This window comes from Stenotrophomonas sp. YJH_SMC_10, assembly GCF_059371555.1.
Genome location: NZ_JCAFUS010000001.1, coordinates 79,323 through 99,362, shown reverse-complemented (window position 1 = coordinate 99,362; position 20,040 = coordinate 79,323). Strand labels below are relative to the sequence as shown.

Annotated in this window: 21 protein-coding genes; 7 read left to right on the top strand and 14 right to left on the bottom strand. The window is 68.5% G+C overall.

What is annotated here, in order from left to right:
* Positions 1-75: 75 nt before the first annotated feature.
* Positions 76-417, top strand: a complete 342-nt coding sequence (locus AC5P9C_RS00430) for a hypothetical protein (RefSeq protein WP_049467903.1) — start codon at positions 76-78, stop codon at positions 415-417.
* A 157-nt stretch (positions 418-574) separates the two neighbouring features.
* The gene (locus AC5P9C_RS00425; protein WP_049467900.1) at positions 575-985 is read left to right on the top strand and encodes a hypothetical protein; all 411 of its coding nucleotides are present in this window, start codon (positions 575-577) and stop codon (positions 983-985) included.
* A 168-nt stretch (positions 986-1,153) separates the two neighbouring features.
* Here AC5P9C_RS00425 and AC5P9C_RS00420 read toward each other — a convergent pair whose 3' ends face one another.
* Entirely contained in the window at positions 1,154-2,791 is a 1,638-nt protein-coding gene (locus tag AC5P9C_RS00420) for an acyl-CoA dehydrogenase family protein (protein ID WP_312558298.1), read from the bottom strand.
* Between the two features lie 113 nt (positions 2,792-2,904).
* On the opposite strand from AC5P9C_RS00420, the gene AC5P9C_RS00415 reads away from it, so the two are divergent.
* The 4 genes from AC5P9C_RS00415 to pdeM are packed head-to-tail and all read left to right on the top strand — an operon-like array spanning position 2,905 to position 8,594.
* Positions 2,905-3,903 (top strand): ligase-associated DNA damage response exonuclease, encoded by a 999-nt coding sequence (locus tag AC5P9C_RS00415; protein WP_053506374.1) that lies wholly within the window; start codon positions 2,905-2,907, stop codon positions 3,901-3,903.
* On the top strand, positions 3,900-5,507 hold the full coding sequence (locus AC5P9C_RS00410; protein WP_343540999.1) for an ATP-dependent DNA ligase: 1,608 nt from the start codon (positions 3,900-3,902) through the stop codon (positions 5,505-5,507). The genes AC5P9C_RS00415 and AC5P9C_RS00410 overlap by 4 nt, the downstream gene beginning before the upstream one ends.
* Positions 5,504-7,963, top strand: a complete 2,460-nt coding sequence (locus AC5P9C_RS00405; RefSeq protein WP_150826911.1) for a ligase-associated DNA damage response DEXH box helicase — start codon at positions 5,504-5,506, stop codon at positions 7,961-7,963. Before AC5P9C_RS00410 ends, AC5P9C_RS00405 begins: the two co-directional genes overlap by 4 nt.
* Complete coding sequence (pdeM, locus tag AC5P9C_RS00400; RefSeq protein ID WP_414615250.1) at positions 7,953-8,594, top strand: ligase-associated DNA damage response endonuclease PdeM; 642 nt, start codon at positions 7,953-7,955, stop codon at positions 8,592-8,594. Before AC5P9C_RS00405 ends, pdeM begins: the two co-directional genes overlap by 11 nt.
* Before the next feature lies 1 nt (position 8,595).
* On the opposite strand, the gene AC5P9C_RS00395 is transcribed toward pdeM, so the two are convergent.
* The 9 genes from AC5P9C_RS00395 to rlmD form a co-directional block, all read right to left on the bottom strand.
* Positions 8,596-8,865 (bottom strand): hypothetical protein, encoded by a 270-nt coding sequence (locus tag AC5P9C_RS00395; protein WP_049467888.1) that lies wholly within the window; start codon positions 8,863-8,865, stop codon positions 8,596-8,598.
* Between the two features lie 180 nt (positions 8,866-9,045).
* Positions 9,046-10,314, bottom strand: a complete 1,269-nt coding sequence (locus tag AC5P9C_RS00390; RefSeq protein WP_343540998.1) for an FAD-dependent oxidoreductase — start codon at positions 10,312-10,314, stop codon at positions 9,046-9,048.
* 100 nt (positions 10,315-10,414) lie between these two features.
* Positions 10,415-10,621: a cold-shock protein gene (locus AC5P9C_RS00385; RefSeq protein ID WP_005410590.1), complete on the bottom strand. Its 207-nt coding sequence runs from the start codon at positions 10,619-10,621 to the stop codon at positions 10,415-10,417.
* Positions 10,622-10,709: 88 nt separating this feature from the next.
* Entirely contained in the window at positions 10,710-11,456 is a 747-nt protein-coding gene (locus tag AC5P9C_RS00380; protein ID WP_049467884.1) for an S-methyl-5'-thioinosine phosphorylase, read from the bottom strand.
* An 82-nt stretch (positions 11,457-11,538) separates the two neighbouring features.
* Positions 11,539-12,093 (bottom strand): hypoxanthine-guanine phosphoribosyltransferase, encoded by a 555-nt coding sequence (locus tag AC5P9C_RS00375; RefSeq protein WP_005418223.1) that lies wholly within the window; start codon positions 12,091-12,093, stop codon positions 11,539-11,541.
* Positions 12,093-13,100, bottom strand: a complete 1,008-nt coding sequence (gene nagZ, locus AC5P9C_RS00370) for a beta-N-acetylhexosaminidase (RefSeq protein WP_053506378.1) — start codon at positions 13,098-13,100, stop codon at positions 12,093-12,095. Before nagZ ends, AC5P9C_RS00375 begins: the two co-directional genes overlap by 1 nt.
* A 163-nt stretch (positions 13,101-13,263) precedes the next feature.
* Positions 13,264-13,959: a DsbA family oxidoreductase gene (locus tag AC5P9C_RS00365; protein WP_057493156.1), complete on the bottom strand. Its 696-nt coding sequence runs from the start codon at positions 13,957-13,959 to the stop codon at positions 13,264-13,266.
* 114 nt (positions 13,960-14,073) lie between these two features.
* Positions 14,074-14,559, bottom strand: coding sequence for a CYTH domain-containing protein (locus tag AC5P9C_RS00360; RefSeq protein ID WP_053506380.1), 486 nt, complete (start codon positions 14,557-14,559; stop codon positions 14,074-14,076).
* 34 nt (positions 14,560-14,593) lie between these two features.
* Positions 14,594-15,928 carry a 23S rRNA (uracil(1939)-C(5))-methyltransferase RlmD gene (rlmD, locus tag AC5P9C_RS00355; RefSeq protein ID WP_053461033.1) on the bottom strand — a complete coding sequence of 445 codons (1,335 nt, stop codon included), beginning with the start codon at positions 15,926-15,928 and terminating at the stop codon, positions 14,594-14,596.
* A gap of 127 nt (positions 15,929-16,055) precedes the next feature.
* Between rlmD and AC5P9C_RS00350 the strand changes: the two genes are divergently transcribed.
* Positions 16,056-16,784 (top strand): response regulator, encoded by a 729-nt coding sequence (locus tag AC5P9C_RS00350; protein ID WP_057493175.1) that lies wholly within the window; start codon positions 16,056-16,058, stop codon positions 16,782-16,784.
* Between the two features lie 540 nt (positions 16,785-17,324).
* On the opposite strand, the gene recO is transcribed toward AC5P9C_RS00350, so the two are convergent.
* From recO to AC5P9C_RS00330, 4 genes are read right to left on the bottom strand one after another with little or no spacing between them, the layout of a single operon-like run.
* Positions 17,325-18,044, bottom strand: a complete 720-nt coding sequence (gene recO, locus AC5P9C_RS00345) for a DNA repair protein RecO (protein ID WP_270948788.1) — start codon at positions 18,042-18,044, stop codon at positions 17,325-17,327.
* Positions 18,045-18,062: 18 nt separating this feature from the next.
* Positions 18,063-18,959, bottom strand: a complete 897-nt coding sequence (era, locus tag AC5P9C_RS00340; protein WP_005410599.1) for a GTPase Era — start codon at positions 18,957-18,959, stop codon at positions 18,063-18,065.
* Complete coding sequence (rnc, locus tag AC5P9C_RS00335; protein ID WP_053461035.1) at positions 18,956-19,636, bottom strand: ribonuclease III; 681 nt, start codon at positions 19,634-19,636, stop codon at positions 18,956-18,958. Before rnc ends, era begins: the two co-directional genes overlap by 4 nt.
* Positions 19,626-20,009 (bottom strand): DUF4845 domain-containing protein, encoded by a 384-nt coding sequence (locus tag AC5P9C_RS00330; RefSeq protein WP_049464366.1) that lies wholly within the window; start codon positions 20,007-20,009, stop codon positions 19,626-19,628. Before AC5P9C_RS00330 ends, rnc begins: the two co-directional genes overlap by 11 nt.
* Between the last annotated feature and the right edge of the window lie 31 nt (positions 20,010-20,040).

Genomic DNA, 20,040 nt, shown 5'->3' with positions numbered 1-20,040 from the left:
ACCCAATCTTGGCTTGTCATCATGTTGTCGGCGCGCAGTTGCGCGTTGCCTAATCTAACGACGAGGATTCACACAATGAGCATCAACAAGCTGCTGGTCGCGATGTCCCTGGCTCTGGCCCTGGCCGCCTGCTCGAAGCAGGAAGCTGCCCAGGACGCCGCTGCTTCGGCCAACGAAGCCGCCACCGAAGCCCAGGCTGCTGCCGACCAGGCCGCCGCTGCCGGCGCCCAGACCGCCGCTGCTGCCCAGCAGGCCGCTGACACCGCCGCCACCGCTGCTGACGCTTCGGTCGACGCCGCTGCCCAGACCGCCGCTGCTGCCACCGACGCCGCTGCTGGCGAAGCCAAGGACGCCGCCAAGGCTGCCGAAGCTACCGCTGAAAAGGCCAAGGACGCTGCTGAAGAAGCCAAGAAGTAATAACTTCTTTCTTCACGCTGTTCTGGAAAAGCCGCTGGTTCGCCAGCGGCTTTTTCTTTGTAGCGATGCCGGCGACCACGCCGCTGCATCGCGACCCCGTCTTCACAACGGCATGAATAGGCTGGCGTCCCCATCCATTGCAGCACCGGAGACCGCCATGAAGATTCGCCCGATCACCACGCCTCTGCTGGCTGCTTCCCTGCTGCTGGCGCTGGCTGCCTGCAAGGGCCCGGAAGCCGAACAGGCCAAGCAGGACGCGCAGCAGGCCGCCGACAGTGCCGGCGCTGCCGCCCGCGACGCCGTGGACAAGGCCGCCGCCGCGACCCGCGAAGCCGCCGACAAGACGGCCGCCGCCTCCGAGCAGGCCGCGGCCGACACCCAGCAGGCCCTGGACAAGGCCGCAGACGCCACCGCCAACGCCGCCGACAAGGCCAAGGACGCGGCGACCGATGCCGCTGCCCACGCCAGTGACGCAACTGCCGATGCCGCGCAGAAGGTCGCCGACAAGGCACGCGATGTCGCCAATGACGCGAAGGCGAACGCCGCCAAGGAAGAAGCCAAGCACTGAGGCGCTTAGCGACGTCGTATCAGCCGGGCATGGGCCCGGCGCTACAGGAAAGCCGCGGCGCCGCCGCGGCTTTTCTGCTTTTCGCTCTCTGCCCGCGGGCAGGTGGCGCAGGGGCGCAAGCGGCATGGATGGCGCGCCCGGGCCTGCACGGACGTATCCACGGCGCCCCTACGGCAGCGCACGCGCCAGCATTGCCGACAGATCCACGCCCGCCGGCAGCGTACCGAATGCCAGGCCATGCTCCCCCTGCAGCCGACTGCGCACGAACGCCTCGGCCATCGGGCTGCGCGCACGCAGCAGCAGCGCCGCCTGCAGCAGCAGCGCAGTGCGCTCGCAGAACGTCCGTGCCTGCGACTCGTCGGGCGCCGGCGCCGCTGCCCAACGCTGCAGCGCCGCCGCGTAGCGCGCATCACGATCGGCCACCGCCGCCAGCTCAGCGCGCAGCGCCGCCAGCGTCTCCGGTTCGCGTGCCAGCGCGCGCAGCACGTCCAGGCACTGGATGTTGCCGCTGCCTTCCCAGATCGAATTCAACGGTGCCTGCCGGTACAACCGCGGCAGCATTGATTCCTCCACATAGCCTGCTCCGCCCAGGCATTCCTGCGCTTCGTTGACGAAGGCCGGTGCGCGCTTGCACAGCCAGTACTTGCCCAGTGCCGTTCCCAGCCGCGCCAGCGCGGCCTCGCTGGCATCCACGGCGGCGCGGTCCACCGCACGTGCGATGCGCATCGACAGCACCGTGGCTGCTTCCGATTCCAGCGCCAGGTCGGCCAGCACGTTGGTCATCAACGGGTGCTCGACCAGCAGCTTGCCGAAGGTGCGGCGATGGCGTGCGTGGTGCAGCGCCTGGGCCAGCGCCATGCGCATTTCCGCTGCGGCGCCCAGCATGCAATCCAGGCGGGTCATCATCACCATGCCGATGATGGTGGCGACGCCGCGCCCTTCGTCGCCCACACGCCAGGCCTGCGCACCGCAGAATTCGACTTCGCTGGAGGCATTGGCCCAGTCGCCGAGCTTGTCCTTCAACCGCATCAACCGGAATGCGTTGCGGTCACCGTCGGCCAACCGGCGCGGCATCAACAGGCAGGTCAGCCCGCCCGGCGCCTGCGCCAGCACCAGGAAGCCATCGCACATCGGTGCGGAAAAGAACCACTTGTGGCCGACCAGGCGATAGCGCTCGCCATCGATCGGTTCGGCGCGCGTGCTGTTGGCGCGCACATCCGAGCCGCCCTGCTTCTCGGTCATGCCCATGCCCAGGGTGATGCCGCCCTTGTCGGCCACCGGCACGTCGCGCGGGTCATAGACCGGCGCCGCGGCCTTGCGTGCCCACTCGGCCAGGTGCGGCTGCGTGCACAGCACCGCCACTGCCGCGTGGGTCATCGTCAGCGGGCAGCTGGTGCCGGCCTCGGCCTGGTGATGCAGGTAGCTCAGCACCGCACGCGCGACGTGCGCGCCAGGCTGCGGCTCGTGCCAGGACAGTCCGGCCACGCCGTGCGATTTGGCCGTGCCCATCAACTGGTGATAGGCCGGATGGAACTCCACCGTGTCAATGCGATGGCCCTGCGCATCATGCGTACGCAGGCGCGGGCGATCGCGGTTGGCATCGAAGCCGAGCCGGTACAGCTCGTCACCGGCCAACCCGCCATAAACATCCAGTCGCGGTGCGAAGCTGCCAGCGCCCTCGCGCTGCACGGCTTCCATCAGCGCCACGTCGTCGGTCCACAACTGGCGCCCCGCGAACGGCGGTGGCTGGTTCAGCACCACATGCGTTTCAAACGGCGGGTTGCTGTCGAAGCGGGGTCCACTCATCCGGTCCATCCTGGCGCCAAGAAGTCTGCGGCCCGATTGTGCCGCATGATCCGCCAAGCCCGTGTTCAGGCCGGTTCTCACTGCGTGCACGAGGCGCAGGCCACAGTGGGCCCATGGCAGGCAATGACGATCTGGTGGTGCTGCGCCCGGAGGGGCTGTACTGCGCCGCCGGCGATTTCCATATCGATCCCTGGCGACCGGTGCCGCGTGCGGTGATCACCCATGGCCACGGCGATCACGCACGCCCCGGCATGGGCGAATACCACTGCAGCGAAGGCAGCCTGCCGATCCTGCGCTGGCGCCTGGGCGACGTGCAGGTGCAGGCGCATGCCGAAGGCGTGCCGTTCGGCCTGGGCCAGGTGCAGGTATCGCTGCATCCGGCCGGACACGTGCTCGGCTCCTCGCAGGTGCGCATCGACGACGGCCGGCAGGTCTGGGTGGCCTCGGGCGACTACAAGCGCCAGCCCGACCCGACCTGCGCGCCGTTCGAGGTGGTGCCCTGCGATACCTTCATCACCGAAGCCACCTTCGCCCTGCCCATCTACCGCTGGCCGGACACGCCGGCGGTGGCGGCCGAGATCGTGGCGTGGCGCCGCGAATGCGAACAACGCGGCGAGGCTGCGATCCTGCTGTGCTACGCGCTCGGCAAGGCACAGCGCGTGCTTGCCGAGCTGCTGCCGCTGGACGACCGCCCGGCCTGGCTGCACGGTGCCATCGCCAACGGCGTGGCGGTCTACCGGCAGGCGGGCGTGCCCCTGCTGGAGACGCACACGGTCGCCGAACAGGGACGCCAGCCGGATGCGGCCGGCCAGCTGATCCTGGCGCCGCCGTCGGCGGCAGGCACGCCGTGGATGCGTCGTTTCGGCCGCCACCAGCTTGGCTTTGCCTCCGGCTGGATGCAGCTTCGCGGCAACCGGCGGCGTCGCAATGTCGATCGCGGCTTCGTCATTTCCGATCACGCCGACTGGCCAGCGCTGCTGCAGACCATTGAACAGACGGGCGCGCGCCGGGTGATCGCCACGCACGGCAACACCGATGCGTTGATTCCCTTCCTGCGCGAGCGCGGCGTGGCCGCCGAAGCCTTCCGCACGGATTTCGGGAGCGAGGAATGAAGGCCTTCGCTGCGCTTTACCAACGGCTGGACCGCAGCACCGCCACGCTGGACAAGCGTGCGGCGCTGGTCGATTACTTCCGCCAGGCAGGGGCGCATGACGCGGCATGGGCGCTGTACCTGCTCAGCGGTGGCAAGGTAGGTGGCGCACGCCGCAAGATCGCCGCCAGCGGCGAACTGCGCGCCTGGATCGCCGACGCATCGGGGCTGCCCCCGTGGCTGGTGGAAGACAGCTATGCGCAGGTGGGCGACCTGGCCGAAACGCTGACCCTGCTGCTGGATGATCCGAAACAGCCGGCGCCCGACCGCACCCTGGCCGAATGGATCGAACAGCACCTGCTGGCGGTGGCCAACCAGCCCGAACCGGTCCGCCGTGCGGCGGTCGTCGCAGGCTGGACGCAGCTCTGCAGCAGCGAACGCCTGGTGTTCAACAAGCTGCTGACCGGCGCCCTGCGCGTAGGCGTTTCGCAGCGACTGGTGCAGCAGGCGCTGGCCGAGTGGTCCGGCCTGGACATCGCGCGCATCGCCCAGCGCATGCTCGGCGAGTGGGTGCCCTCGCCCGGACTGCTGGCTCAGTTGCTGTCACCGGACGAGCTGCCGCTGGACCGGCAGCAGCCCTACCCGTTCTTCCTCGCCTCGCCACTGGAAAGCGAACCTGCGGAGCGTCTCGGGCCGATCGGCGATTGGCTGCTGGAATGGAAATGGGATGGCATCCGCCTGCAGCTGCTGCGCCGGCGTGGTGAGGTCGCGCTCTGGTCACGCGGTGAGGAGCGGCTGGATGGCCGCTTTCCCGAGATCGAGCAGGCGGCGATGGCGCTGCCCGACGGCTGCGTGCTGGACGGTGAGCTGCTGGCCTGGGACGAGGCCGCCAACCTGCCGCGCGCATTCACCGCACTGCAGACCCGCATCCAGCGTCGCAAGCCCGGTGCAGCGACCCTGCGCAACACGCCGGTGCGCGTGCTGGCCTATGACCTGCTGGAACAGGATGGCGTTGACCTGCGTGAGCTGCCCCTGCAGGAGCGGCGCACCCGGCTCGCCAGCGTCATCGGTACGCTGGCGGATGCGCGGATCCAGCTGTCGCCCGAGGTTGCCGCTGACGACTGGCCGCATGCCGCCGCACTGCGCGACGTCGCGCGCGAACGCGGGGTGGAAGGACTGATGCTGAAGCGGCGGCTGTCCGCTTACCAGGCCGGCCGCCGACGCGGCGACTGGTGGAAGTGGAAGGTCGATCCACTCACGATCGATGCGGTGCTGCTGTACGCCCAGGCCGGGCACGGGCGGCGCAGCACGCTGTATACCGATTACACCTTCGGCGTGTGGGACGGCGAGACGCTGGTGCCGGTGGCCAAGGCGTACTCCGGGCTGGACGACAAGGAGATTCTCGCACTCGATCGCTGGATCCGCGCCAACACGCGCGAGCGCTTCGGACCGGTGCGAAGTGTGCGCGCCGAACAGGTGTTCGAACTGGGCTTCGAGGCAGTCAACCGCAGCAGCCGCCACAAGTCGGGCATCGCCGTGCGTTTTCCGCGCATCCTGCGCTGGCGCCAGGACAAGCCAGCCAGCGAGGCCGATCAGCTGGCCACACTGCAGGCGCTGGCCCGATGAAGCGCAGCCAGGCGCTGCGCCGGCTGGAAGACTGGTTCGCGGCGCAAGGCTGGCGTTCGCTGCCGTTCCAGCGCGCAATGTGGCGGCACTACCTTGCCGGCGAATCCGGATTGCTGCATACGCCCACCGGCAGCGGCAAGACGCTGGCGATGTTCGGCGGCCCCCTGCTGCAGGCGATGATCGATCCACCGCCGCTGCCACGGCGCGCAAGCGCAGTGCGCCCGCTGCAGGTGCTTTGGGTGACGCCCCTGCGCGCGTTGGCCAGTGACACCGCACGCGCGCTACAGGCGGTCGTCGACGGGCTGGGACTGGGATGGCGCGTGGGACTTCGCAGCGGTGACGCCAGCAACCGCGAACGGCGGCAGGCACGCGAGGGCCGCATCGACGTCCTGGTGACCACGCCCGAATCGCTGGCGCTGCTGCTGAGCTATCCCGATACGCTCGCACGCATGCGCCAGCTGCGCTGCGTGGTGGTGGACGAGTGGCATGAGCTGCTGGGCAACAAGCGGGGAGTGCTGCTGCAGCTGAACCTGGCGCTGCTGCGCGACACCGCCCCCGCGCTGCAGCTGTGGGGGCTTTCGGCCACGCTGGGCAATCTGGATGAAGCCCGTGACGTGCTGCTGCCTGGGCAACCCGACGCCCCGATCGTGCAGGGTGTACGCCCGCGTGCGACCACGGTGCGCAGCCTGCTGCCCGAACCCGGTGAACGCTTTCCCTGGGCCGGGCACCTGGGCCTGGCCCAACTGCCGCGGGTGCTGGACGCATTGATGCAGGCACGCAGCAGCCTGCTGTTCACCAACACCCGTGCACAGGCAGAACTGTGGCATCAGGCGCTGGCGTCGGTCTGGCCCGAGCAACAGGACACGCTCGCGCTGCACCACGGTTCGCTGGATCCGGTGCTGCGCCAGCAGGTGGAGGACGGGCTGCGTGCAGGCACGCTGCGCTGCGTGGTCGCCACCTCCAGCCTCGACCTCGGCGTGGACTTTCCCGAGGTCGAACAGGTGCTGCAGCTGGGCAGCCCGAAGGGCGTCGCCCGCCTGCGCCAGCGCGCCGGACGCGCGCGCCATCGCCCCGGTGCCAGCGGCGCGATCCTGTGCGTGCCGAGCCATGCGCTGGAACTGGCCGAGTACGCAGCCGTGCGTCGCGCACTGGCCGAAGGCGTGGTCGAAGCACGCAGGCCGCCGACGCTGTCGCTGGACGTCCTGGCCCAGCATGCGGTCAGCCGCGCCCTGGCCGGTGGCTTCCACGGTGATGCGCTGCTCGCGCAGGTCCGGCGCACCCATGCGTTCGCATCCCTGGCCGAGGACCAGTGGCAGGCCGTGCTGACCTTCATCGTGCAGGGGGGCCAGGCCCTGGCCCAGTACCCTGACTTCCACAAGGTCGTGCAGGACGCCGATGGCCGTTACCGGATGCACGACCGGCGCCAGGCACTGCGCCACCGGCTGTCGATCGGCACCATCAGCAGCGATGGCAGCGTGCGCGTGCAGTTCCTGCGCGGGGCCAGCCTCGGCGCTGTGGAGGAACAGTTCGCCAGCCGCCTGCGCCGCGGAGACCGCTTCCAGTTCGCCGGGCGCCTGCTGGAACTGGTGCAGCTGCGCGACATGACCGCTTTCGTGCGATTGGCACGCGGGCGCGGTGACGGTGTCGTGCCCCGCTGGCAGGGAGGCCAGCTGCCGCTGTCGATGGCACTCGGCAGCGAACTGGAGTCGGTGCTGTCAGGCGCCGACGACAGTGCCGAAGCGCGCTGGCTGGCACCGCTGCTGGCACTTCAGCAGCAGGTGTCGGCGCTTCCCGGCCCGGACCACGTGCTGCTGGAAGACGTACGCCGCCGCGAAGGCCAGTTCCTGTTCGTCTATCCCTTTGCCGGACGCCACGTGCACGAGGCGCTGGCCGCCCTGTTGGCACTGCGGTGCACCCGCCAGCAGCGCAACAGCATCGGCTATGCCGTGAATGATCACGGCCTGGTGCTGGCACCGGCGCAGGCGATCGACCTGGACGCGGCGCAATGGCATGCGCTGTTCAGCCCCGATCAGCTGCTGGACGATCTGCGTGCGGCGGTGAACCTGGGCGAGCTGGCGCGGCGCCAGTTCCGTGGCATCGCGCGCGTCGCAGGCCTGCTGGTACCCAGCCTGCCCGGAGGCATGCCACGATCGCTGCGTCAGCTGCAGGCCTCAGCGGGCCTGCTGTACGACGTATTGCGCGAGCATGACCCCGAGCACCTGCTGCTGGCGCTGGCCGAACGCGAAGTGCTGCATGACAGCCTTGACCTGCCGGGGCTACGCCAGGTGCTGGTCCGGATCGGCGCGCGACGCATGTCGATGCAGCGCCCTGCATCGCTCTCGCCCCTGGGCTTTCCACTGTGGGCCGAACGCCTGCGCGGGCAGTTCAGCAACGAAGACTGGCGCACCCGCGTGCAACGCGCGGCGCAGCAGCTCGAGCGCCGCCATGGCCGATGAACTATTGCTGCTGCTTGCCGGCGAACCGGTGACCCTGGCGGGCGCGCGCGCACTCTACTGGCCGGCGCGGCAGGCGCTGCTGATCGCGGATCTGCACCTGGGCAAGGCCGATGTGTTCCGCCGCGCCGGCATTGCGCTGCCCCGCGGTGGTACCGGCGAAGACCTGCAGCGACTGCAGTCACTCCTGGACAGGTACGCCTGCCGCGAACTCTGGATCCTCGGCGACATCCTGCATGGACCGGCCCATCGCGCAGCGTGGTACCAGCAATGGCTGGGCTGGCGCGAACGCAATGCCGCGCTGGAGGTGCATGTGCTGCGCGGCAACCACGACCGCCAGCTGCCGCATGCCCAGCTGCAGGTGCAGATCCACGAGGAGGTGCGGCTGGCACCGTTCCTGCTGCGCCATGAACCGTGCGCAGACCCGGCGTGGCACGTGATCGCCGGCCACCTGCATCCGCAGGTCGCACTGCCCGCATTGCGCCGCCGCTTCCCGGCCTTCTGGCTGCGCGAACGAATGACGATCCTGCCGGCCTTTTCCGCGTTCACGGCAGGCATCGTGCCAGTGCCCGTCCGCGGCGAACAGATGATCGCCTGCGTGGACAACGGCGTGGTGACCTTGCCAGTGGCGTGAATCAGGCCGGGCGGATGTCCAGCTGCGGCATCACGCGGAACACGGGTGTGTCATCGCCGCGTCGCCGCGGCAGGGCCCGGATGGCTGCCAGCATCTCCTGGGCGCAGGCGCGGATGCGCGGGTGGTGTTCCGGCGATGCATGGCTGATCAGGCTGCCGACGTGGAACTCGAAGACATCCTCCAATACGTCGGGCTGGTCCTCGTGCAGCATCTGCAGCAGTCCGCGCAGCTTGCAGATTTCCGATTCCAGCTCCTCGACCGCGAACAACATGGCATCCTCCTCGTCAACATCAGCGGCGCATCCGGGCCGCAGCGGGCTGCAACGGCAGCGCCGCCCGGGGCCATGCGCGATGTTGATCACGGAAAGGAAAACGGGCGACGCGCAATCGCGTGCCACCCACTTCTCGCACATCCGCGGTGAGATAACCGTTAATTCACGTGACGGAGCAGTTCACGCATTGGCGGTGACCGCACTGATGGGAGCCGCGTCCGCTGCGGTGGCCAGTGCGTCGATGAAGGCTGGATCCAGTGCGAGTGAACCGAACCAGCCGTGCTGTGTTCCGCTCAGCACGCGCAGCATGTGGCCGCGGCCGCCGGGCAGGCGCCCCATCGGGCCCAGCAGTATGTCGCGCGCCTTCGCCCACGCATCGCGATCGGACTGGAACAACGGCGTCAGCCAACGGCTCCAGCGCTGATAGACCGCCACGTGCGCCCGCCGTTGCGCCTGGTACGCCTGCAACGCTTCGCCCGCTGCGCCATGGGTGCGCACGGCATCGCGCAACGCCACTGCATCGAGCAGCGCCATGTTCACGCCCTGCCCCAGCTGCGGGCTCATCGAATGGGCGGCATCGCCGGCCAGCACCATGCGGCCCTGGTGCCAGCGTGTCATCACTGCATCCCGGTAGACCGCCCTCGCCAGCTGGCTGGCATCCCGCAGATGAGCGAAGCGCGCACTGGCCTGTGGCCACAGCGCGTGCAGCTCGTCCAGCCAGGGCGCCATGCCATCGGCCTGCCAACGCTCGAAGTCGGCGCGCGGCAGGCTCCAGAAGAAGCTCAGGCGCGGCGTATCGTCACCGGGCCGGGTGCCTACCGGCAGCAGCCCGATCATCTTGCGCGCGGCCACGTAGCGCTGCCGCAGTTCCTGCAGGTGCGGCCAGTCCTCGGCCGGCAGCAGGCACCACAACGCCCCCCACGGATACACGCGATCCAGGCCGGTACCGCCTTCGATCGTGCCGCGCAGCGTCGAGGCCGCGCCGTCGGCGGCCACCACCAGGTCGAACGGGCCGTGCACGCGCCCCTCGCTGTCGCGCAGGCGGCCCTGCCCGGCATCCACCGTGGCGATGGTGGTCCCGGCATGCAGCTGGCCCGCGCCCGCACGTGCTTCGTCCAGCAGCGAGAACAGCGCACCGCGCTGCATGCCGAGCCCGTGCAGGCGCGCATCCAGGCCCTCATAGCGCATGTCCATCACGGCGCGTTCGCACGGCGTATCGCCATACAAGCGGTGCACCGGCGCGGCATGCGCACGCACCGCATCCAGCAGGCCCATCTGCCACAGCACCTGCAGGCCGCTCGGCTGCAGCAGGAAGCCGGCCCCGACCGGCCCGGGCGCGGGCACGCGTTCAAAGATCTCCACCTCGTGGCCGTCACGGGTGAGCAGGATGGACACAGCCTGTCCAGCGGTGCCGTAGCCGATCACGGCGATGCGGAGTCGTTCCTTCATGGCTGCATTGTGCCCGAGGCCGGTGGATCGGGAACGGACTGCGTGCACCCGGCAAAAAAAACCCCGCCGGAGCGGGGTTTTCAACGCACTGTCGAGTGGGTCACTCGGCCGGCGTGATGTTCGAAGCCTGGGCGCCCTTCGGGCCCTGGGTCACGTCATAGGTGACACGCTGGCCTTCCTGCAGGCTGCGGAAGCCCTTGGAGTTGATGGCGGAGAAGTGCGCGAACACGTCGGCGCTGCCATCCTCCGGCGAGATGAAGCCAAATCCCTTGGCGTCGTTGAACCACTTGACGGTACCGTTCGGCATGGTGATGCGAGACCTTATGCAATGAATGGGTGGTGTACGCTGAACCCGCGCACAAGCTGAGTATGCAAAGCTTGCTCGGCGAAGACAATCACCCCCGTGCCAATTCGCCCACCAGTTCCGGAAGTCCGTTGCTGGCCGCCTGGACGTTGGCCAGCACTTCGGCCATCGTGATTTCCTCGCCATCACCGCAGCCGGCGGCCCAGTTGGCGACGATCGCCAGGCAGGCGTAATCCAGCCCCAGCTCCCGTGCCAGCGCGGCCTCCGGCATGCCGGTCATGCCCACCAGGTCGCAGCCGTCGCGGCGCATGCGGGCGATCTCGGCGATGGTTTCCAGGCGTGGGCCCTGCGTCGCGCCGTAGCAGCCTCCGTCATGGACCGTGACGCCGGTCACTCTGGCCGCGGCCAGGATCTTGCTGCGCAGCATCGGCGTGTACGGATGGCCGAAATCGACGTGGACCACGTCGGTGCCTTCTTCTTCACAGATCGTGCTGATGCGGCCCCAGGTGTAGTCGATGATCTGGTCCGGGCAGGCCAGCACGCGCGGACCAAAGTTCTCGGTGATGCCACCCACCGTGTTCAATGCCAGCACCCGCTGCGCGCCCAGCTGCTGCAGCGCGGCCAGATTGGCGCGGTAGTTGACCTTGTGCGGCGGCAGTGAATGGCCCTCGCCATGCCGCGCCAGGAACGCCACGCGATGGCCGAGCAGCGTGCCCACGCGCACCGGGCCGGACGGGCGGCCAAAGCGGGTGTCGACCTCGTGGGTCTGCACGTCGTCGAGCTTGGCCAGGTTGTAGACACCGGTACCGCCGATCACGGCCAGGGCGATCTGTTGCATTCAAAGCACTCCATGGAAAGACGAACGCCGGCACCCGAGGATGCCGGCGGTGGAAGAAGACGCGTCGCAGGCAGCTGCGCCGTTACTCCTTCATTGCGTAGATCGCCGGCACGCAGCGCAGGGTCTCGTTGACGTCCATGCCGAAGCCGAAGACGTAACGGTCCGGCAGTTCGATGCCGGCGTAGTCGGCGGTCACGTCCGGCAGCGCGCGGTCGTGCTTCTTCACCGTCATCGCCGCGATGCGCACGTCGGTCGCGCCCTGTTCCAGGCACCAGGTGCGCACGCCCTGCAGGGTGTAGCCCTCGTCGAGGATGTCATCGACCAGCAGCACGCGGCGGCCGAACAGCGACGTGGCCGGCTTGTGCTTCCAGACCAGGTCGCCGCCGGTGGTTTCGCCGCGGTAACGGGTGGCATGCAGGTAATCGAACTGCACGTCCTGACCCCGCGCGCCCAGTTCCAGCGCCAGCTGGCCGGCGAACGGCAGCGCACCGTGCATGATCGACAGGAACAGCGGCACCTCGCCCTTGTAATCGCGCGCGATGGCGTCGGCGATCGCTGCGATGGCCTTGTCGATGGTGGGGCGGTCGACCAGCAGGTCAGCCTGGGCCAGGGCCTGGGAAATGGTGAGGTTGGGCATCAGACGGTTCTTCCAAGGGTTTCAAGCAGACGGGATTGGGTGTCGCCATGGCGGGCATCGGCCAGCAGGCCGTCCCAGCCGAGCGCGCCGCGGCCCAGCAGGCCCAGCAGCGCAGCAGTGTTCAGAGCGCGTCCCTGCACGGCGTGCAGGGCTTCGTCGACCAGTTCCGGGTGGCAGACCAGCACCACGTCGCAGCCCGCATCCAGATGCGCGTGCACGCGTGCCGGCACGCCACCGGCGCTGTGCGAGGCGGCCATGCCGATGTCATCGGAGAACACCACGCCACGGAAACCGAGCTCGCCACGCAGGATGTCCTGGATCCAGCGCGGTGAGTAGCCGGCGGGCTCCGGTGCCACCTGCGGATAGATCACGTGCGCCATCATCACCGCGTCGGCACCGGCGGCGATGCCGGCCTGGAACGGCACCAGGTCCTGGGCGCGCAGTTCGTCCAGCGCGCGCGGATCGATCGCGGTATCGACGTGGGTGTCTTCCAGCACGGTGCCGTGGCCGGGGAAATGCTTGAGCGTGGCGGCCATGCCGACCGCGTGCATGCCGCGCACATAGGCGGCGGTGAACGCGGCCACCACCTGCGGGTCTTCACTGAAGGCACGGTTGCCGATGGCGCGGTTGCCACGGCCCAGGTCGACCACCGGCGCGAAGCTCAGGTCCACGCCGCTGGCGCGCACTTCGCTGGCCATCAGCCAGGCGTGCTGCTCCGCCAGCGCCAGCGCCTGCTGCGGATCGGTGGCGTACAGCGCCCCGATGTCCTGCAGCGGCGGCAGCGCACTGTAGCCCTCGCGGAAACGCTGCACGCGGCCGCCTTCCTGGTCCACGCAGATCAGCTGCGGGCGCGGGGCAGCGGCACGGATCGCCGCACTCAGATCGGTCACCTGCTGGCGCGAGGCGAAGTTGCGCTTGAACAGCACCACTCCGGCCACGGCATCGTGCTGCAGCCAGTCACGTTCCTGGGCGGTCAGTTCGGTGCCGGCAACGCCGATCAGCAGCATGGTCGATCTCCACAACACGCGCCCGCATGGCGCAGTGCCGCATTGTCGCAGAACCGGCCGACAGGCGCAGGGGTCAGAACAAGGGGGAAGCGTGTGGGGTCAGAGCCCCTGCGGGCACCTGACCCCGGGGCCGGATCCCCGCAGGGCGCTGCCCCCGATCTGCTCAGACCTTGCAGCCATCCGGGCCGCAGGCCTCGTCGCCGTCAGCCGGGGTGGCCGCAGCCCCCTGCTCGGAGGCGATCTGGCGCAGCGCGTTGGCGAAGGCCTCGGGCGGCTGTGCCCCGGAAATGGCCCACTTTCCATCAATGACGAAGGTCGGCACCGAGGAAACGCCCAGTGCATGGGCCTGGCCGAGCTTGGCTTCGACCTCGGCCAGGCCGCGGTCAGAGGCCAGCATCTGCGCGATTTCGCCAGCGTCGAGGCCACCTGCCACGCCGGCCTTGATCAGCACCGAGGGGTCCGCCAGGTTCTGGCCATGCTCGAAGTGGGCGCGGAACAGCGCCTCGCCGACCGCGTCCTGCACGCCATGCTCGCCCGCCAACCACAGCAGCCGGTGGGCCGGCAGCGTGGTCACCCGCACCTGGCCACGGCTGAAGTCCATCGGCAGGCCCTCGGCCCGCGCGGTGGTCTGGGTCTGGCCGAGGATCTGCTCGGTGCGCTCGACGCCACCGAACTTGCGCACGTATGCCTCGCGCAGCGGCACCGGGGTAGCGTCCGCATCCGGGTCCAGCTGGAACGGCTGCCAGTGGATATCGAGGTCAGGCGCGTTCTCGCCCAGCAACTGCACGCCCTGCTGGAAACGATGCTTGCCGATCCAGCACCAGGGGCAGACCACGTCGGAGTAGATGTCGATTCTCATCGCCACCACATGGGGCCCGTCGCCCTCGAGAAAAGGGGACGGAGGGGATTAAGTCGTTTCCCGCACAGGTGGGGTAAAGACGACTTAATCCCCTCCGTCCCCTTTTTGGGGGGTTCACCACTGTGAATAGGGATGATTGGCCAGCGCTACGTTGTAGTAGCGGGCGTCGTCGGTCACTTCGGCGCCGACCCAGTCCGGCAGGTCGATCGCCTGGTCGGCGCTGTCCAGTTCGACCTCCGCCACCACCAGGCCAGCGTTGTCGCCGAGGAACTCGTCCACTTCCCAGGTCAGGCCGGCGTGTTCGACCAGATGGCGGCGCTTGTCGATCAGGCCACCGACGCACAGCGCCAGCAGGGCGCGCGCATCCTCCACCGGGATCGGATAGTCGAACTCCTGGCGGGTATGGCCGATCGTGCGCGACTTCAGGTTCAGCGCGGCGTGGTCGCCTTCGATGCGCACGCGCACCGAGGCGTTCTGGGTGCCGCGGTCGAGCGCGCCCATGTCGTTGATGTAGCCCTGCGCCATCGGGATCACCCGATGCGCGGCGGTGCGCCAGCCCTCACTGCTGACGAGGAATTTGCGTTCGATTTCGATGCCCATGGCGCAATTATGCGCCACGGGTGATGACCGCCGCTCAGCGCTTCTCGAATACCGCGATGCTTTCCACGTGCGCGGTGTGCGGGAACATGTCCATCGCACCGGCACTGACCAGGGTGAAGCCCTGTTCGTTGACCAGATAGCCGGCATCGCGTGCCAGCGAGCCCGGGTGGCAGCTGACGTAGACGATGCGCTTGAACTGCTTCAGCGGCAGCTGCTGCAGCACTTCGATCGCGCCCGAGCGCGGCGGATCCAGCAGCAGCTTGTCGAAGCCCTGGCGCATCCACGGGGTGCTGCGCTGGTCCTGGGTCAGGTCGGCGCTGAAGAACTGTGCGTTGGCCAGGCCATTGCGCTCGGCGTTCTCACGCGCACGCGCGACGAGGCCGGCATCGCCCTCCACGCCCACCACCTCGCGCACACGGCGGGCCAGCGGCAGGGTGAAGTTGCCCAGGCCACAGAACAGGTCCAGCACGCGCTCGTCCTCGCCCGGCTGCAGCAGGTCCAGGGCATGGGCGATCATCTTCTCGTTGAGCTTGGCATTGACCTGGATGAAATCCAGCGGGCGGAACGCCAGTTCAACGTCCCACGGCGCCAGCCGGAACGACAGTGGCACGCCCTGCCCGTCCAGCGGCTGCACGGTGTCCACGCCGCCGGACTGCAGGTAGATCACGAACCCATGCTGCTGGCCGAAGGCCGCCCAGGCCGCGCGGTCCGCATCACTGAGCGGTTGCAGGTGGCGCACGGTCAGCACCACCGCCTGGTCACCGGCGATGAACTCGATCTGCGGGATGTCGCGCTTGCCATCGAGCGATTCGATGAAGGTGGACAGCGCCTCGACCTTGGTGCCGATTTCCGGAATCACCGTCAGGCATTGGCTGAGGTCGGCGACAAAACGCGGATCCTGTTCACGGAAGCCGACCAGGGTCTTGTCCTTCTTCTCGACCCGGCGCACCGAGAAGCGGCCCTTGCGGCGGTAACCCCAGCTCTCGCCGACCAGCGGCGGCAGCACGGTGCCCGGCTTCACATGGCCGATCCGCTCCAGGTTGTCCATCAGCACGCGCTGCTTGGCGACGATCTGCTGGGCCTCGTCCAGGTGCTGCAGCACGCAGCCGGCACAGGTGCCGAAATGGGGGCACTTCGGCGTCACCCGCTGCGGCGAGGCCTGCAGCACCTCCAGCGTGCGTGCCTCGTCGAAATGGCGGCTGCGGGCGGTCTGTTCAGCCTTCACCACCTCGCCGGGCAGGGCGCCGCTGACGAAGGTGACCTTGCCGCCCTCGCCTTCACGGCGGGCGACGCCGCGACCATCATGGCTGAGGTCGAGGATCTCGGTCTGGAACGGGGTACGGTCGGTGCGGGAGCGGGATCGGGCCACGTGGCAACAGGCTGCGGGCAAAAATGGGGGCGTATTGTCGCAGATCCTGACTGATGGGGTCCGGACCCGCTTGCGCCGGTGGCCGTCGTGCTTGATGATTGGGCCAGCTGACATGGAGGCAGCCCTGATGCAGATGACCCCGCGGGCCGCACGGCCCCGCTTCCTGCTTGTCGAGGACGACATCATCAGCCGCGGTTTTTTCAAGGCGGCGTTGGAAACGTTACCGGCGGATGTGGACACCGCAGATTCGCTGGCCAGTGCGCTGGCCAGTGCCGAACCCGGTGCGCATGATCTGTGGCTGATCGACGTCAACCTGCCGGACGGCAATGGCGCGCAGCTGCTGCGCGAGCTGCGCCGATCCCATCCGGACACGCCGGCGCTGGCGCATACCGCCGACGGCGATGCCACCATCCACGCCCGCCTGCGCGAAGCCGGCTTCAGTGACACGCTGGTCAAGCCCCTCGGACGCGACCAGCTGCTGAAAGCGGTGCGCCGCGCCCTGGTCAACAGCCCGGCGGGAATTTTCGTGGCGCAGGCCCCGGCCGCCGTCGAACTGCAGGTGCAGGACTGGGACGAGACTGCGGCGTTGGCCGCGCTCAATGGCCAGCGCAACCATCTGATCGCCCTGCGCGAGCTGTTCCTGGCCGAGTTGCCCGGTGTGCGCGACGCGGTCGAGCAGGCGGTGGACCAGCACGACGAGCGCCAGCTGCGCAGCCAGTTGCATCGGCTGCAGGCGAGCTGTGGCTTCGTGGGGGCGGCCCGGTTGGGCCGGGCCGTGCGCCAGCTGCATTACGCACCCGACTCCGGGCAGGCCCAGGCGGGGTTCCGCGACGCGGTAGCTGCCCTGCTGCACTGAGGGTTGGTCGGCAGGGCTGCGCCCTGCACCTGCCGAGGCTTCAAACCAAGGCAACAGCAAAAGCAAAAGCTGGCATTCCGTGGGTTGGCGGGGCGGTGTCGGAGTGCGGGGACGCCGTGAACCCATCCATGGGGGCTTGGCAGCCGCATCCATGCGGCTGACACCCCGCCCTCCGACACCGCCCCACCTCTGACAGTTTTCCGCGATCGGGTAGATCCACGCCATGCGTGGATGAATTTCTGTCAGATATCGAAATCAATCTGGGGTCGGATCCGTTTTCCTGCGGAAAACGGATCCGACCCCGTCGGCATGTCCAACAGCTCGCGAGAAACTGTCGAAGGCGGGGTGGGTCCGGTTGAGGGGGCGTGAGCCGCATGGATGCGGCGACCGAGCTTACATGGACGTACTTGCAGCGCCCCCCTCAACCGGACCCACCCCGCCTACCCACGGATAGCCAGCTTTTGCCGTTGACGTTGACGTTGATTCGGCTTCGGCTTCGGCTTCGGCAGGTGCAGGGCTGCAAGCCCTGCCGTACACCCCCTACCTGCGGGGCGCAAGCTGCTCGAGCATTTCCCAGGACTTCAGCCCGCGCGCGCCCAGGTGATGGGCCAGGACCCGCCGCATCGGCAGGCGCAGGCTGGCCAGATCGGCGGCATCTGGCTCCTCGTCGGCCGCCAGAGCCAGCAGCGCCGAGCCAGTGGCCGTCGCCCGGCGCTCCCCGCCACGCTCGCTCAGCAGGCGCTGCGCCCCCTCCTGCGGGTCCAGTTCGTAGCGCGCCGCCGGGTCGATGGGCTGACCGTCGCTGGCACTGTCCAGCGCAAAGCCCAGGCCCAGCGCGGCCAGCAGCTCGCGTTCGTAGCGGCGAAGGGTCCAGGCCAGCCCGGCACCTACCGCCAGCCGTGCGCGTGCTTCGCCGTAAGCCAGGTACAGCTCCGGCAGCGGGTCCTGGCGCGGGGCCAGGCGCAGGGTCAGTTCACTCAGGTAGAAGCCGGCCAGCATCGCCTGGCCGACCAGGCGTGGCGCCGCATCCAGCGCTTCGGCACCCCGCAGCTGGGCCAGTTCACCGCGCTGCTGGGCACTGAAGCGGATCCACTGCAACGGCTGCAGGGCCGCGCGCAGCACCTGGCCCTTGGCGGTGGACACGCCGCGCGCGAGCAGTCCGATACGCCCGTGCTGCGCGCTCAACACTTCGACCAGCAGGCTGGTCTCGCGGTAGGCCCGTGCGTGCAGCACGAAGCCGGTGTCGTCCTCGATCATCATCGAAGCGACCGCGACCGCTTACTCGTAGCCGAAGGCCTTCAGTGCGGCCTCGTCGTCGGACCAGCCTTCACGCACGCGCACCCAGGTTTCCAGGAACACCTTGGCTCCGAACAGGCGTTCCATCTGCAGGCGCGACTTGGCGCCGATCTCTTTCAGGCGGGCGCCGCCCTTGCCGATCACGATGGCCTTCTGGCCCTCGCGCTCGACCCAGATCACCGCACCGATGCGCAGCAGATTGCCGTCTTCGGTGAAGCGCTCGATCTCGACCGTGGTGGCGTAAGGCAGTTCCTCGCCGAGCTGGCGCATCAGCTGCTCGCGCACCAGTTCACCGGCCAGGAAGCGCTGGCTGCGGTCGGTGATCTCGTCCTCGCCGAACATCGGCGGGGCTTCGGGCAGCAGCTTGAGCACGTCGCGCACCAACGCTTCCAGGCCGTTGCGCTTCTGCGCCGAGATCGGGTGCACCGCGGCGAAGTCGCGGCCTTCGGTCACCTGCTGCAGGAACGGCAGCAGCGCGCCCTTTTCCTTCAGGCGATCGATCTTGTTGACCACCAGCACCACCGGGATGCCGGCGTCGCGCAGCACGTTGAAGGCCAGGCTGTCCTCTTCGTCCCAGCGGCCGGCTTCGATCACCAGCAGGCCGGCGTCGACGCCTTCCAGCGAGCCGCGCGCAGCGCGGTTCATCACCCGGTTCATCGCCCGCTTCTGCACCTTGTGCAGGCCGGGGGTATCGACCAGCACCAGCTGGCCTTCCGGATAGGTGGCGATGCCCAGCAGGCGATGGCGCGTGGTCTGCGGGCGGTTGGAGACGATGCTGACCTTGGCGCCGACCAGGGCATTGGTCAGGGTCGACTTGCCCACGTTCGGGCGGCCGATGACGGCCACGCTGCCGCAATGATGGGGAGTTTGTTCGCTCACTTGGAATCCAGTTGTTCTAGGACGGCCGCAGCCGCCTGTTGTTCGGCAAGCCGCCGCGAGGGGCCTTCGCCCTCGGTGCTGGCGGCCGGGTCAGCTACGTTGCAGCGTACCCGGAAATGTTTGGCGTGGTCGTCACCGGATTCTGACACCAGTTCGTACTGCGGCAACGCCTTCTGTCGGGCCTGCAGCCATTCCTGCAGGCGGGTCTTGGGGTCCTTCTCGGGCCGGCCGGAGGCCGGCAGTGCCTCGATCGAAGCGCTGAACCAGGGCAGTACCACCGCCCGGCAGGCCTCGAAACCGGCATCCAGGTAGATCGCAGCCACCACGGCTTCCAGCGCATCGGCCAGGATCGAATCGCGGCGGTGGCCGCCGGACTTCATCTCGCCCGGCCCCAGCGTCAGGCGTTCGCCCAGCTGCAGCGTGCGGGCGATCAGCGCCAGCGCCCCCTCGCGCACCAGCTCGGCGCGGGCGCGGGTCAGCGCGCCCTCGTCGGTCTTGGGCCAGCGCTGGTACAGCGCTTCGGCCACCATCATGTTGACGATGCTGTCGCCCAGGAATTCCAGGCGCTCGTTGTGCGGCGCGCCGGCACTGCGATGGGTCAGCGCCTGCGTGAGCAGCGCCGGGTCGCGGAAGGGATGACCGATCAGGTCGCCACGTTGGAAAGGTTTATTCGGCACCGCTTCGGGTCAGGTCCTGGGATGAATCGAATTTGCCAACCACATCCAGGTTGCCGACCAGCGGACGGCGCACTTCGTAGTTGACCTTGAGGGTCCAGCCATTGTCGCGACGGTCGAACTTCACGTTGGCCGGCTTCACGTTTTCCGAGTAGTTGATGTACAGGCGCTTGAAGAACAGATCCTGGATCCGGGCCGGCTCCATGCTGCCCACGCCCGGCTCGTTGGCCAGGCTCTTCATCGCCGAGCGCACCGCGTAATACTCCTGGTACATCGGGAACAGCTTCATGCCGATGTACAGGAAGAAACCGACCACGATCAGGACCGTCAGGAACGAGGTCAGGGTCATGCCACGCTGCGTGTTCATCGTCTTCATTGCGTTCTCCCCAGATACGCGTTGGATGTGA